This window comes from Hyphomonas polymorpha PS728, from assembly GCF_000685315.1.
In the GTDB taxonomy this organism is placed as follows: Bacteria; Pseudomonadota; Alphaproteobacteria; order Caulobacterales; family Hyphomonadaceae; genus Hyphomonas; species Hyphomonas polymorpha.
This window is the reverse complement of sequence record NZ_ARYM01000034.1, coordinates 21,943-34,957: the sequence shown is the minus strand read 5'-3', so window position 1 is coordinate 34,957 and position 13,015 is coordinate 21,943. Positions and strand designations below refer to the sequence as shown.

Annotated in this window: 14 protein-coding genes; 5 read left to right on the top strand and 9 right to left on the bottom strand. The window is 61.0% G+C overall.

The features are described from left to right. The 3 genes from HPO_RS18415 to HPO_RS18405 form a co-directional block, all read right to left on the bottom strand. Positions 1 to 899: phage portal protein (locus HPO_RS18415; RefSeq protein ID WP_035602270.1), on the bottom strand; the 899-nt coding region annotated here is incomplete at its 3' end. Between the two features lies 1 nt (position 900). Then, entirely contained in the window at positions 901 to 1,512 is a 612-nt protein-coding gene (locus HPO_RS18410) for a hypothetical protein (protein ID WP_035602266.1), read from the bottom strand. 255 nt (positions 1,513 to 1,767) lie between these two features. Next, on the bottom strand, positions 1,768 to 2,907 hold the full coding sequence (locus HPO_RS18405) for a tyrosine-type recombinase/integrase (protein WP_035602264.1): 1,140 nt from the start codon (positions 2,905 to 2,907) through the stop codon (positions 1,768 to 1,770). A gap of 293 nt (positions 2,908 to 3,200) precedes the next feature. On the opposite strand from HPO_RS18405, the gene HPO_RS20065 reads away from it, so the two are divergent. Then, complete coding sequence (locus HPO_RS20065) at positions 3,201 to 3,686, top strand: GNAT family N-acetyltransferase (protein ID WP_162174070.1); 486 nt, start codon at positions 3,201 to 3,203, stop codon at positions 3,684 to 3,686. A gap of 7 nt (positions 3,687 to 3,693) precedes the next feature. On the opposite strand, the gene HPO_RS18395 is transcribed toward HPO_RS20065, so the two are convergent. Genes HPO_RS18395 through HPO_RS18385 form a run of 3 tightly spaced genes read right to left on the bottom strand, consistent with a single transcriptional unit; the run spans position 3,694 to position 6,490 of the window. Next, positions 3,694 to 5,136 (bottom strand): bifunctional ADP-dependent NAD(P)H-hydrate dehydratase/NAD(P)H-hydrate epimerase, encoded by a 1,443-nt coding sequence (locus HPO_RS18395; protein ID WP_035602261.1) that lies wholly within the window; start codon positions 5,134 to 5,136, stop codon positions 3,694 to 3,696. A gap of 8 nt (positions 5,137 to 5,144) precedes the next feature. Beyond that, positions 5,145 to 5,684: a histidine phosphatase family protein gene (locus HPO_RS18390; RefSeq protein WP_035602259.1), complete on the bottom strand. Its 540-nt coding sequence runs from the start codon at positions 5,682 to 5,684 to the stop codon at positions 5,145 to 5,147. Beyond that, positions 5,681 to 6,490, bottom strand: coding sequence for a Coq4 family protein (locus HPO_RS18385; RefSeq protein WP_035602300.1), 810 nt, complete (start codon positions 6,488 to 6,490; stop codon positions 5,681 to 5,683). Before HPO_RS18385 ends, HPO_RS18390 begins: the two co-directional genes overlap by 4 nt. Before the next feature lie 251 nt (positions 6,491 to 6,741). Here HPO_RS18385 and HPO_RS18380 point away from each other — a divergent pair, with 251 nt between their 5' ends. The 4 genes from HPO_RS18380 (at position 6,742) to HPO_RS18365 (ending at position 9,918) form a co-directional block, all read left to right on the top strand. Further along, positions 6,742 to 7,080 (top strand): P-II family nitrogen regulator, encoded by a 339-nt coding sequence (locus HPO_RS18380; protein WP_011647079.1) that lies wholly within the window; start codon positions 6,742 to 6,744, stop codon positions 7,078 to 7,080. Between the two features lie 81 nt (positions 7,081 to 7,161). Next, entirely contained in the window at positions 7,162 to 8,565 is a 1,404-nt protein-coding gene (glnA, locus tag HPO_RS18375; protein ID WP_035602257.1) for a type I glutamate--ammonia ligase, read from the top strand. An 89-nt stretch (positions 8,566 to 8,654) separates the two neighbouring features. Beyond that, positions 8,655 to 9,602: a metallophosphoesterase gene (locus tag HPO_RS20060; RefSeq protein WP_051612813.1), complete on the top strand. Its 948-nt coding sequence runs from the start codon at positions 8,655 to 8,657 to the stop codon at positions 9,600 to 9,602. 55 nt (positions 9,603 to 9,657) lie between these two features. Beyond that, complete coding sequence (locus HPO_RS18365; RefSeq protein ID WP_035602255.1) at positions 9,658 to 9,918, top strand: hypothetical protein; 261 nt, start codon at positions 9,658 to 9,660, stop codon at positions 9,916 to 9,918. Positions 9,919 to 9,983: 65 nt separating this feature from the next. Here the strand turns inward: HPO_RS18365 and clpX are convergent, their stop codons facing one another. The 3 genes from clpX to HPO_RS18350 all read right to left on the bottom strand — a co-directional run bounded on the left by clpX (position 9,984) and on the right by HPO_RS18350 (position 13,007). Then, positions 9,984 to 11,246, bottom strand: a complete 1,263-nt coding sequence (clpX, locus tag HPO_RS18360; RefSeq protein ID WP_035602252.1) for an ATP-dependent Clp protease ATP-binding subunit ClpX — start codon at positions 11,244 to 11,246, stop codon at positions 9,984 to 9,986. Positions 11,247 to 11,371: 125 nt separating this feature from the next. Continuing rightward, positions 11,372 to 11,995 carry an ATP-dependent Clp protease proteolytic subunit gene (locus tag HPO_RS18355; protein ID WP_035602249.1) on the bottom strand — a complete coding sequence of 208 codons (624 nt, stop codon included), beginning with the start codon at positions 11,993 to 11,995 and terminating at the stop codon, positions 11,372 to 11,374. Between the two features lie 118 nt (positions 11,996 to 12,113). Further along, positions 12,114 to 13,007, bottom strand: a complete 894-nt coding sequence (locus HPO_RS18350; RefSeq protein WP_035602246.1) for an alpha/beta fold hydrolase — start codon at positions 13,005 to 13,007, stop codon at positions 12,114 to 12,116. Positions 13,008 to 13,015: the final 8 nt, after the last annotated feature.

The following is a 13,015-nucleotide window of genomic DNA, read 5'->3' as shown; positions in this document are numbered from 1 at the left end:
TTGACGTCCATGCCGGGCGGCAAACGCTTCAGGGTGCCAGGTTCAAGGCCAGAGGTCAGAATCGAGCCTTGCTGATCGCCCTCATAGGGCACTTCGGAAGTGCCGTTCTGATCAATCAGGAAGCCCGCGTGAAGGGCCGCGACCTTAAAGCCGGTCAACAGGGCGTCTTCGAGCCCGTCCACTTCGGCAAGCCGGAGCAACACGGGCGCCAGCCACGACACACCGCGCACCTGCCCAATGCCCACCGGGGCGCAAAGGTGCAGCACATCAGAGGCGGGAATGCGGATCGACGGCGCATAAGTGATTGCGGTTTGCGTCGGTTTGACCGGAAGAATCCAATAGGCCGCGCGCGTGCCATCGGCCGCGAATTCCACGCCGCCCACGATATACCGGCCGTCACCAAGGTCTGCCGTCTTCGCTTCGTCCAGTTGTTCAGCCGGGATTGCGCGAACGCGAAGGCCACGCGGCGTCTGGACAAGATGCAACAGCGAGTCGCCGTCCACAATCATTCCGTGAACGGCCAAAGCCACGACTCCGGCAAGGTCGGTCCGGCCGTCGGCATCTGCCACGTTCTGCCAGGTCGCCCATGCTGCCCCCAACGCGGTGCGAGCATCGGTGTTCGCCGCCTTGCTGGCCGGGGAAATGCCGGTGCCGACAAGATGCGTCACAAGGGCTTCCACGCCGCTGCGAGCGTGGGCGTTGTTATTGTAGAAGTACCGCGCCCGCGAACGCATCGGCCCCGCCGCTGCCAGCGCTTCGGTGCTGACAGTGCCGAAATGCGCGCCGCGGTCCCAACGGCGCCCACCGGCCGCCCCGTCGAACCTGCGGACTGCTTCGGGCGCGATGGCACGGGCGATGGCTTGGCGGGCACGGGCGAAGGCTGACGGGCGGCGGACCATGTTAGTTCGCCCCGCTGCGATCTGCCACCAGCGGAAGAAGGATGGGGTTGAGCGTCAGAAGGATTGAACCGGCAGGCATCTCTGACGGGCGCGTCGGAATCAGATAATCCTTTGGCGGATCATCCATGTTATAGGCTACTGCAAGGAAACGCTTTTCACCGGTTTGATCATCGCGCGAGAGGTCAATTCGGAGCGCCCACCACTCTCCCTGAGTAACACCGCGAATAGCGCGCCCCAGTGCGTTGGGATTAGCGGCAGCATAAGCCAACACCTCTTCGGGGCCAGCCTTGCTAAAATCAATGTTCGAGCGTTTTCCGTTTTGATGGACGATTAGCGCAAATTGGGCGGCCATGAAGGGTGATGCATCGCAGCCGAACGATTTACCCGGCGATCCATGGGTCAATCCCAAATCCAGCATTGCTGAGTAGATCGCGGCCAGCGCAACTTGATCGGAAGTGAAGCGAAGGTGCCCCCCGTCCGTTTTGTCTTCGGGCACTAGAAGCCCGTTTTCGATCAACGTGCGAACGCGCCCTTCATAGAAGCGCTTCAGTTCTTTCCGGCCATCGCCGATAGCGCGTGCGATTTCGCCGGAGGTGAAAAGGGGTTTCGGCATGTCCAGGCTCCTGAGTTACCAGAGCCTTAACATACGTGATACATGGCATATTGCAAGACGTCTGTTTTTTCACTACATGTTTGCTCATCGGCGGGTTTTGATAGTCCTCGCCGATGGTGACTCGGATTCCTTCGGTCTGGGTCATGGGGCGTTAGCCGCGTCCCGCCTCCATGCGCCCAGCTTGCCTCGACATCAGGCAGGGCGCGGCCATCAGGCGCGTTTCCTCTGCTGCGCGTCTGATGGCTTGGGGGGACGTCAGGAAAGCAGGGTAGCCTTGCGCTTCACCCGGCGGACTTCCGTTGCCCACCATTCCATTAGATCGCGGCGCGGCTTCTCATATTGGGCGTGATTGTATGCCCTGCGAACGCTGTTGCGCTCTTCATGGGCCAATGATGCTTCGATCACATCCCATGGCTTTCCATGCTCATTACAATGCGTGCTGAAGCTGCCCCGGAAGCCGTGGACCGTGATTTTACCCTTCCAGCCCAGTCGATAGAGGGCGAAGAGAAGGGTGTTTTCAGACATGGCCGAACGGCCTTGCGGGAAAACGAGGCCGGATGCTGGCCAGTCCCCGCCCTTCGCCTGCTTGTCCAGAATCGCCACGGCATCGTCTGACAAATAGACCCGGTGTGGGCGGCTCATTTTCATGCGTTCGGCCGGAATATCCCAAAGCCGCGCGGCTTGTGAAAGCTCTTCCCAGCGCGCTTCGCGAACTTCGGCCGTCCGGCTTGCGGTCAGGATCAGGAATTCCAAAGCAAGGGCAGTGGTTGTGTTCGAATAGGTCGCAAATTGGGCCAGAACCTGCCCCAGCTCTTCCATGGTTGCGGCGGCCCGGTGTTTAGTCGCAGGGCGGCTCATGCGAACGCGGCTGATCTCGGCAGCGGGATTGAACGCCAAATCATAGCGGACACAGGCCAGCGCGAAGATTTGGGCCATGTAGCCACGCATCCGCTGCGCTGTTTCGTATTTGCCCTTCTTGCGCAGCTTTTCGACTATCGCCAGCACTTCGGCCGCGCGGATTTCCGAAACTGGCCGGTCACCGATAGTCGGGTAAACGTGGTTTTCCATCCGGCGGATAATCTGAGAGGCCACCAGAGGAGTCCGGGCGGGATTGGTGGCAGCGAACCATTCTTCGGCCACCTTGCGAAACGGGATTTTCACATCATCGGCGCGCATCACAGAGCACATCGCGCGCGCTCGGTTCACCTGAAGCGCTGGCCAGTCCCCAAGGGTCCTGACGCGCTCACGGCCTTTCACGATCTCACGATGCCGCCAGGTCTTCGTTCCGGTAGGCCGGATAAGGATATGCAGGCCCCTGACCTTGCCGTCGAAGAGCTTGTATTGCGTGTCCTTCGGCTTGGCGCCGCGAATGATTGCATCAGTGAGTTCGGCCATAGCTTTTTCCGGTCCCCGGATTGAGTCCCTCGCGGGTGTGTTTGCAATGGTCCGCACGAGTGCGAACGGGACTCTTACCCGAAGAAAATTGCTTAATAGTCAACTATTTGTTGAGAATAATCGGGTGTGTATCAGGGGACTCACAAGGCCCGCTGTATTCTTTCATCCGCACCATGGTCTGGCTGGGCTGACTGCTGAGCCCCTCTGGCGCCTTTGGCCTGATACGCCATATGGACCTCAACCCTCCCCGGAAATCAGCCTGCCCGTTGCAAATGACCCTGAAAATCGTCCCCATGACTGCGGCCCATATCAATGAGGTCGTCCAGATTCAGGCCGAAGCCTTCACACCGGACCTGCGGGAAACGCCGGAGGTGTTTGCCAACCGCATTGCGCGTTTTGGGGAGTTTTTCCGGGTCGCCTACCTGAATGGACGCATGGTGGGCTATGTGGTCGCTTTCCCATGGAAGTTTGGCGATGCACCTGTAAACAATCAGAAATTTCCCGAAGAGTTGCCCGAGCCGGACTGTTTCTTCATCCATGACATTGCCCTTTTGCCGGACGCGCGCGGCAGCGGCGTTGCCCGAGCCCTGCTGGAGGATGCCTATCAAACGGCACTGAAGCTGGGCTTCGATGCGGCAAGCCTGGTGGCCGTCGGCCAATCCGGCAATTACTGGGACAGGGTGGGGTTTGTGCCCAATGCGCACGTCACCGAGACCAAGCGCGCTTATATCCTCGATATCTATGGGCCGGGCGCGCGCCTGATGGCGCGGCCGATCTGATCGTTCCTCAGCCCAGCTCCCCGTGAAGGGCGCTGAGGATGATGGGCAGCTGCTTTTCGATGTCTTCGGCAATCAGCCCCGCGCCCACGCGGCGGCCGGCCTCGCCGTGAAGCCAGCTGCCGATGGCGGCGGCAACGAAGGTGTCTACCCCCTGCGCCATGAAGCCGGCGATGATACCGGCCAGCACATCGCCCGAGCCGGCGGTTGCCAGCCAGCGGGTGGCGTGCGTGTTGACGAGCGCGTTGCCATCGGGCTGGGCAATGACCGTGTCAGCCCCCTTCAGCAGGATCACGCAGCCAGCCTTGGCAGCCGCCGCGCGAGTGGCCTGCACCTTGTTGTCGCTGGTGGCGAGCAGATCGCCAAACAAGCGGGAGAACTCGCCCTCATGCGGGGTGAGGATGTCTGTTGGCCGCAATTGTTTGAACAGGGCCTCGGGGTCCTCGCCAAAAACGGTGAGCGCGTCAGCGTCCAGCAGGATGCGGGCCGGGCTCTTGAGCAATGCCTCGATATTGCCGCGGGCGGCATCACTGATCCCGGCGGCGGGGCCGATGACCATGGCGGTGGCGCGCGCCGCATAGGCGGCGAGGTCATCTGCCGTCTGGAAGGGGGCAAGCATGATGGCGGTGAGGTGGGCTGCATGCACGCCGGCCGCTTCGGGCGGGGAGAGCATGGTAACAAGACCCGCCCCGGCGCGCAGGCCTGCCCTGGCGGTGAGACGCGCCGCGCCGGTATTCCATGGGCCGCCGCTGACCACTTTGAGATGGCCGCGCTGATATTTGTGAACTCCAAAGCCCGGCTGCGGCATCTGGCTGTGCCAGAGCGCGGGGCTGTTTTCGGCGAGGTTCGTCTGCACGGGTACGCCAATGTCCGCGACCATCGCGACGCCGGAAAAGGCAGAGCCAGGCAGCAGAACATGGGCCGGTCGCAGGGCAGCAAATGTGAGGGTGGCCTCTGCCTGGAAGGCCGGGCCGAGCGGCTTGCCCGTGTAGCCATCAATCCCCGAAGGAACGTCAACCGAGATCACGCGCCCGCCGCGCAGGGCGAGCATGGCGGCGGGGCCCTCGAGAGGTCGCGTCAGGCCTGCGCCATAGAGCGCGTCGACGATCAGATCCGGCTCGGTGTTGAGCGCGTCTTCGAGCGTGTGGACAGGGCCTTCCCACTGGCTGGCCGCCTTGGCGGTATCCCCGGTCAACTCGCTGACAGGATGAGTGCAGTAGATGTCTACCTTGCGCCAGAATTTGGCGAGCTTTGCCGCCGCGATGAACCCATCGCCGCCATTGCCGCCGGGCCCGCACAGCACCTGGATACGGCCTTCTGGCCAATGGGCATGGACGAATTCGGCAACCGCCCCGCCTGCCCTCTGCATCAGGGTGAACCGGTCGGTTCCTGCATTGATAACGGCTTGCTCGGCGGCAAGCATCTCCTGCGGTGTCAGTATAGGCCTTCCCATTGGAAGGTTCATAGCACGCGGGTTGCGGATTCGCTCCCGTATTCTGCAACACGCAGGACCCCGCCGCGCCGCTCCAGCCGCGTGACCGAGCAATGGCCAGGGCGGAACACCGTCACACGGTCATCGCTCTCAAGGGCACCTACCAGAGCATTGATGGCAACGAAGTGGGAAAACACGGCCGTCCCTTCTGGCAGACCCGAGACAGTTTCGGACATCTTGTGACGCCAGGCGGCAAGATCAGGGCCAGCCTGCGTCCAGGTGCCGGCCATCAGCTCCCGCAGCCAGGACACACGGTCCTCTATACCGTCCGGTGTCGAGATTTCGGAAACGTCCGGCACGACCCGCGCGGTCAGTCCCGTGCGCGCCTCAAAAGGCTGGGCCGTTTCGCGGCAACGCTGCATCGGGCTGGTGATGGCGCTTGTGGCGCCCAGCTTTGTCAGAATCTCAGAGGCGGCTTCAGCCTGCCCCTTGCCAAGATCGCTCAGGCCCGGATCGGGATGGTCGCCCCAGCTGGCGGCAGCTTCACCGTGACGGATCAGGAAGATCACGCGGCTGCCTGCTCGCGGACCTTGCCGGCATCCTCAAGCTGGGTGGTGGCGGTATAGCCATGGGCGGTCAGCACCTGAAGTGCCTGCTGGTAAGCCACGGGCGGCCGGATGCCCAGACGGGCGCGGGCTTCCTCAAGCGGTTCCTTCATGAGAGCCACGATATCCTGACGCATGATCTTCTGGGCAGCCGCGCCATTGCGTTTGCCCTCCCAGAAGCAATCCATGATTCGGGCGCCTTTGGGCGCGCTTTTCGCAATCGTGCGGCACCCCATGAAAGCGATGAAAAGAACGCCATTGCCGGGGTTCTGGCTGTAGGTGAAGGCCAGGAGGGAGGCTTCACCCAGGGCGTCACGGTTGTAGCCGCTGAGAACATGAAAAAGGTCGTGCGTGTCGCGCAGGCGATTGCCGAACCAGAGATAGTCATCGTCATAGTCCGGCACGCCGGCGCGGTGTTTTGCGCTTTCCTCAACGAGGCCCTGCGCGGTCAGCCCTTCGCGCTCCATGAACTCGACATAGGCGCGGCCAACCGTGCCTTCAGGAAGTTGCCTGATCCAGGAATGATCATCCAGAATCGGCGGCAGATAGGCGCGCTCCTTCAGGAGGCGGCGGCCCTCCGGACTGGCAACAAAAGCAGCAAAATTCTTCTCGAACGAGCGCCCGTTCAGCGCCTCGATGATGTGGAACACCTGCTCGGTATCTTCCTTGTTCTGGATCAGCTTCTGCATGTGATGCCATGCCTTTAGCGGACGGAACTTCGAGCGTTTCCGGTCAGGATGGACAACGATCTCAAGGTCCTGGGCAGCCATATTGAGCATTCCTCATGATATCAAAGCAGAGAATTACGTAGCACAATCTGGCGGCGCAAGAAAGTGACGCTCGCGTCATTTTCCTGCTATTTCGCGAAAACCAGGCCGCCCAATCATTAATCAACACTGCACAAAACTTAATCGCGGGATCAAAGGTAACCAAAATGCGGGCACCCCCCTATCGCTTAAGGCGGGAACACCTCATACGCACGGATGGACTCTAAACCCGACGGCTGGGGAGAAACCACGCAATGAAAAAAATCGAAGCGATCATTAAACCCTTCAAACTCGACGATGTGAAAGAAGCGCTGCAGGAAATCGGTCTGCAGGGCATGACCGTCATCGAAGCGAAAGGCTTCGGCCGCCAACGCGGCCACACTGAACTCTATCGCGGCGCCGAATACGTGGTGGACTTCCTCCCGAAGCTGAAAATCGAAGTCGTGCTGCCTGACAGCGCGGTCGAGGGCGCGGTGGAAGCCATCAAGAAGGCTGCCCACACTGACAAGATTGGCGATGGCAAGATCTTCGTCTCCGACGTGATCGATGCCGTGCGCATCCGGACCGGCGAAACAGGCGACTCGGCGCTCTGATTATCGACCCAGCAGGGCTGGCAAAATCTGCCGGCCCGGCAAAACCTGCACCGAAGAAACGCTCATTAGAAGGCAAAAAAAATGGCAGATGATCTCCTCAAGATGATGAAGGACCAGGACGTCCAGTACGTGGACCTGCGCTTCACCGACCCGCGCGGCAAGCTGCAGCACGTCACCTTCCACAAGGACATGGTGGACGACAGCTTCTTCGAAGACGGCCAGATGTTTGACGGCTCATCGATTGCTGGCTGGAAAGCCATCAACGAGTCCGACATGCTTCTGAAACCGGACGCGACGGGCGCGTTCATCGATCCGTTCTTCCAGCAGACCACGCTCGTGGTTTTCTGCGATGTCCTCGACCCGGTTTCGGGCCAGGCCTACAACCGCGATCCGCGCACCACGGCCAAGAAGGCTGAAGCCTATCTCGCCGCCTCCGGCCTGGGCGACACCGCCTTCTTCGGCCCGGAAGCCGAATTCTTCATCTTCGATGACGTGCGCTGGTCCACCGATCCGCACAAGACCGGCTACAGCTTCGACTCGACGGAACTGCCGGCCAACACCGGCCGTGAATACCCGATGGGCAATTTGGGCCATCGCCCCGGCCCGAAGGGTGGTTACTTCCCGGTTCCCCCGATCGACTCCGAGCAGGACATGCGCGGCGAAATGCTGTCGATCATGGGCGAAATCGGCCTTCAGCCCGAGAAGCACCACCACGAAGTGGCTCCGGCCCAGCACGAGCTTGGCCTGAAATTCTCGACACTGACGGTCATGGCTGACCGCATGCAGCTCTACAAATACGTGATCCACCAGGTGGCTGCTTCGTATGGCAAGACGGCGACCTTCATGCCGAAGCCGATGTTCAAGGACAATGGCTCGGGCATGCACGTTCACCAGTCGATCTGGAAAGGCGGCAAGCCGCTGTTCGCAGGCGACAAGTATGCTGACCTGTCCGACATGTGCCTCTACTACATCGGCGGCATCATCAAGCATGCCAAGGCGCTGAACGCGATCACCAACCCGTCGACCAACTCCTACAAGCGTCTGGTTCCGGGTTACGAAGCACCGGTCATGCTGGCCTATTCGTCGCGTAACCGTTCGGCCTCGATCCGTATTCCTTTCGGCTCCAACCCGAAAGCAAAGCGTATCGAAACCCGCTTCCCCGATCCAATGGCGAACCCCTACCTCGCCTTCGCAGCCCTGCTGATGGCTGGCCTCGACGGCATCGAGAACAAGATCCATCCTGGCGACGCCATGGACAAGGACCTCTACGACCTGCCGCCGGCCGAAGCCAAATCGATCCCGCAGGTCTGTGGCTCGCTGCGTGAAGCCCTGGCAGCACTTGATGCTGACCGCGCCTTCCTCAAGAAAGGCGGCGTGTTCGACGACGACCAGATCGATGCCTATATCGAACTGAAGATGGAAGAGAACATGCGCTACGAACTCCATCCGCACCCGGTTGAGTTCGACATGTACTACAAGAACTAGAACGCGGGGTTCTGGTTCATGGGGCAGAAGGCCGGCATCTTCGGGTGCCGGCCTTTTCCTTGCCGCAAAGGCATGGCACGCCATAGCTCATGACCTCCCTGAAACTTGCGCTGCTGCACGGCGCCCATCTGTTCTGGCCCCTCGCCCTGCTCTGCCTGTGGGCGATTTTCCGCGGGCGCGGTACGCCGCGGATTGTGGCGGGGCTGGTTCTTATCCTGTCGCTACCACCCGCCTGGGCGCGCTTTGTGGAACCTCGCCTGCTGACGGTGCACGAGGAAACAATCCTCCTGCCCGGCGCGAGCGAGACATCCCCCGCCATCCGCATCGCCCTCTTCGGGGATCCACATATCGGCATGTTCCCACACGCCATGCCCATTGGGCGGATTGTGGACCGCATCAATGCAGAAGGCGTGGACGCCATATTCCTGGCGGGCGACCTCTCCTACCATCCGGAAGCGGATGATATCCCAGAACACTTCGCCGCACTGGGCCGGTTGGAAGCGCCCCTGTTTGCAGTCCTTGGCAATCACGATGTCGGGTTTCCGGGAACCGACCTCACCGAGCCGCTGATGCGCGCGCTGCAGTCGGCCGGGGCGCGGGTTCCGCACAACCGCGCGCTCAATACCGAGATCGGCGGCCACAGGGTTATCGTCGCGGGTGCGTCAGACCTTTGGGAACGCCGGCAGGATTTCAGCTTTCAGGCAAGCCTCCCGGAGGGCGTTCCCGTCATTCTGCTCACGCACAATCCGGATACGGCGCTCTTCGTGCCTGAGACATTCCGGTATGACCTGATGCTCGCCGGGCATACCCATGGGGGGCAGGTCCGGTTTCCGGGGTTCTACAAGCGCTTCATCCCTGTGCGCGGCCCATTTGACCGGGAACTGCACCACTTCCAGAGCCCGGCCGGAGAACGCCTGGTCTATGTGACCACGGGCACCGGCATGGTGGGCGTTCCCATGCGTTTTCTGATGCCTCCGCGGATCGACATCCTGACCGTGCATTTGCCGGAGACTGACAAAACGCCCCCCGCCGATTGAACTCATCTGCGTGTGAACCGTTAGGCTGGGATACAGCCAGTTTACGGAGACAGCGATGGCGCTTTTTTACAAGCTTGTCGGCGTGCTGCTGATATTATTGGGCTTGCCTTTGTTCTGGACACCGGTGCCGGTGGGCGCCGTCCTCATCCTGGGAGGAGTGGCGTTGCTGGTGGCCAATTCGACCACGGCGCGCAGCTGGTTGCATCGCCGCAGGGCCCGGCATCCCCGGCTCGACCGGTGGATGGAGAAATCCGAGAAATACATGCCGCCGGCCTTTGCCCGCATCCTGCACCGCACCGGCGCGCATGACCGTTGAGCCAGAAATGAAATGCCCGCCGCGGCGGGGCCGGGCAGGCATCAGGAATATCTTTTGACGAACGGCTAACCCGCTTCGGTCTGGCTTTTGGAGGCGTGCACATAAAGCGGCTCGGCATTGCCTTCGACGACTTCAGCATTGATCACGACTTCTTCCACGCCGCGCAGGTTGGGCAGTTCGAACATCGTATCGAGCAGGATCGATTCCATGATCGAGCGCAGACCGCGCGCACCGGTTTTCCGGGTGATGGCGCGGCGGGCAACAGCCGTGAGCGCTTCCGGCGTGAAGGTGAGCTGGACGTTCTCCATGTCGAAGAGGCGCTGATACTGCTTGAGCAGGGCGTTCTTCGGCTGGGTCAGGATCTGGATCAGGGCCTTCTCGTCGAGATCTTCCAGCGTTGCCAGAACCGGCAGACGGCCGATGAATTCCGGGATCAGGCCGAATTTCTGAAGGTCTTCCGGCTCCACTTCACGGAGGGTTGCGCCAACACCGCGCTCTTCTCCGCTCTTGATGGTGGCGCCGAAGCCGATCGAGGCGTTCTCACCGCGCGCAGCGATGATCTTCTCGAGGCCGGCAAACGCGCCGCCGCAGATGAAGAGGATGTTCGTGGTGTCCACCTGCAGGAATTCCTGCTGCGGATGTTTCCGGCCGCCTTGAGGCGGAACGGCGGCCACGGTGCCTTCCATGATCTTCAGCAACGCCTGCTGGACGCCCTCACCCGATACGTCGCGCGTGATCGAGGGGTTGTCCGACTTACGGCTGATCTTGTCGATCTCGTCGATATAGACGATGCCGCGCTGGGCGCGCTCAACGTTATAGTCCGCCGCCTGCAGCAGCTTCAGGACGATGTTTTCCACATCCTCACCGACATAGCCTGCTTCGGTAAGCGTGGTGGCGTCGGCCATGGTGAAGGGCACGTCAAGGATACGGGCCAGCGTCTGAGCGAGCAGCGTCTTGCCGCACCCTGTCGGGCCGATGAGCAGAATATTGGATTTCGACAGCTCCACCCCATCGGATTTTCCCGAATGGGAGAGGCGCTTGTAATGGTTGTGCACGGCAACGGAGAGAATGCGCTTGGCATAGCGCTGCCCGATCACGTAATCGTCGAGAACATCGCAGATTTCCTGCGGAGTCGGCACGCCATCGCGGGATTTGATCGCAGAGGTTTTGTTTTCCTCGCGGATGATGTCCATGCAGAGTTCGACGCACTCATCGCAGATGAACACGGTCGGTCCGGCAATGAGTTTCTTAACCTCATGCTGGCTCTTGCCGCAGAAGGAACAGTACAGCGTGTTCTTCGAATCGCCGGAGCCGTTTGGTTTGGTCATGCGGTCCTCACTGCCACACAAGGTTTAACGTGGGCTTTAAGCCCAGCCAAGCATGGTCTTTCTTTAGACAATAAAGCCGTTCGCCTGCCCTGCAAGGGCTGGGCCGCACCTTGAAAGAAACGCTATTATTTTTCTTCTTCGGCAGTGCGGCGTTCATAAACCTTGTCAACGATCCCGAATTCCATGGCTTCCTGAGCCGTCAGGAACGTGTCGCGATCGAGCTTTCTTTCAACAGTTTCGTAATTCTGGCCGGTATGTTTGACGTAAATCTCGTTCAACCGGCGCTTGAGTTCGATGATCTCTTCTGCGTGGCGCTCGATATCCGTAGCGACGCCTGAATAGCCCCCGGACGGCTGGTGCAGCATCACACGGGCATTCGGCAGGGCGATCCGCATGCCATTTTCCCCGGCGGCAAGGAGGAGCGAGCCCATTGAGGCGGCCTGGCCGATACACACGGTGGAAATCGGGCAGCGGACATACTGCATGGTGTCGTAGATCGCGAGGCCGGACGAGACGTAACCGCCGGGGCTGTTGATATACATGGCAATCTCGCGCTTCGGGTTCTCGGATTCGAGGAACAGAAGCTGCGCCGTGATCAGGGAGGCCACACCGTCATCAATACCGCCGGTGACAAAAATAATGCGCTCCTTGAGGAGGCGCGAGAAGATGTCGAACGCGCGCTCACCCCGGCTCGTCTGCTCGACGACCATTGGAACAAGGTTGAGAGCGGTCTCATAAGATGTCGACATAAAAATGGCCTTGTGGATCAGGGCTGAATCGCCACCTGCAGGATTGGCAGATGCCCTTATATTTGTCCATTCACCGGCGACCGCAAGGCCGCGCCTGCTGTGGAATAGCTCGTAATCCCTAACGGAACGGCCAACTGCCGCAACCACTGGGCAAATCAGCGCCCGGATTGTCCATGAATGCCGCATAGTCAGCGATTACTTTGTGCCTCTGATTATCGCTCAGAAGGACATGGTATCCGTCAGGGTAATACACCGTGCGGACATTCGGCGGGAAGCGTTTCAGCGTCCGGCCCGGTCCGGCAGGGGGCACAACCCGGTCATGCGCCCCATAGGAAGCGAGCACTGGCAAACCTTCCGGCAACATGCTGGCGGCCTCATGAGCGCGCTCCATCAAATTCACGGCGCCGGCAATCTGATCCACCCGGTTGATCCGGGCGTGCAACGGATCGGCGTCCTGGAGGCGGAGGAAAACGGCATTGTCGGACATTTTCGGCTTCACGAAGGCCGGTGCGCTGACGATCAGGCCAGGGCTGAGAGCCGTCAGCAGCCGCAATGCGCCGGCAGAGGCAGCATCCAGCGCGCCCCACCCCCGCAGGCCGGGGCCGGAGAGGATGAGCCGGTCTGCCTCAGGCGGGCGATCTGAAGCAAAAGCTGTGATCGCAACGGCCGCGCCCATGGAGATACCAATGACGGTAAGCGGCACGTCCGGATGCCGCGCTTTGGCGAGACTGACCGCCGTGCGGAGGTCTTCCCGCATCAGCTCCTCCTCTGCCCAGTGGCCACGTCCTTCCGACCGGCCAAAGCCGCGCTGGTCATACGCATAGACCGCCCTGCCCTGCGCGGCCCATTCGGGCGCGGCGAGGCGGAACTCGCCTGCGTAATTGTTCATGCCATGAACGCCGACGATGACATGGGCCGGCGGCGCAGCCCCCTCCGCGTTCCAGACAGTCAGGCCAAGGCGCGCGCCGTCCTGCGCGATCATGGCCTCTTCATCGTCAAGGAAAGCCGCCATGAGGCGCG

Bases quoted from the DNA above. Each gene is read 5' to 3' on its own strand.
- HPO_RS18410 (WP_035602266.1), bottom strand. From the start codon at position 1,512: ATGCCGAAACCCCTTTTCACCTCCGGCGAAATCGCACGCGCTATCGGC.
- HPO_RS18405 (WP_035602264.1), bottom strand. From the start codon at position 2,907: ATGGCCGAACTCACTGATGCAATCATTCGCGGCGCCAAGCCGAAGGAC.
- HPO_RS20065 (WP_162174070.1), top strand. From the start codon at position 3,201: ATGACTGCGGCCCATATCAATGAGGTCGTCCAGATTCAGGCCGAAGCC.
- HPO_RS18395 (WP_035602261.1), bottom strand. From the start codon at position 5,136: ATGGGAAGGCCTATACTGACACCGCAGGAGATGCTTGCCGCCGAGCAA.
- HPO_RS18385 (WP_035602300.1), bottom strand. From the start codon at position 6,490: ATGGCTGCCCAGGACCTTGAGATCGTTGTCCATCCTGACCGGAAACGC.
- HPO_RS18380 (WP_011647079.1), top strand. From the start codon at position 6,742: ATGAAAAAAATCGAAGCGATCATTAAACCCTTCAAACTCGACGATGTG.
- glnA (WP_035602257.1), top strand. From the start codon at position 7,162: ATGGCAGATGATCTCCTCAAGATGATGAAGGACCAGGACGTCCAGTAC.
- HPO_RS20060 (WP_051612813.1), top strand. From the start codon at position 8,655: ATGACCTCCCTGAAACTTGCGCTGCTGCACGGCGCCCATCTGTTCTGG.
- HPO_RS18365 (WP_035602255.1), top strand. From the start codon at position 9,658: ATGGCGCTTTTTTACAAGCTTGTCGGCGTGCTGCTGATATTATTGGGC.
- clpX (WP_035602252.1), bottom strand. From the start codon at position 11,246: ATGACCAAACCAAACGGCTCCGGCGATTCGAAGAACACGCTGTACTGT.
- HPO_RS18355 (WP_035602249.1), bottom strand. From the start codon at position 11,995: ATGTCGACATCTTATGAGACCGCTCTCAACCTTGTTCCAATGGTCGTC.
- HPO_RS18350 (WP_035602246.1), bottom strand. From the start codon at position 13,007: ATGGCGGCTTTCCTTGACGATGAAGAGGCCATGATCGCGCAGGACGGC.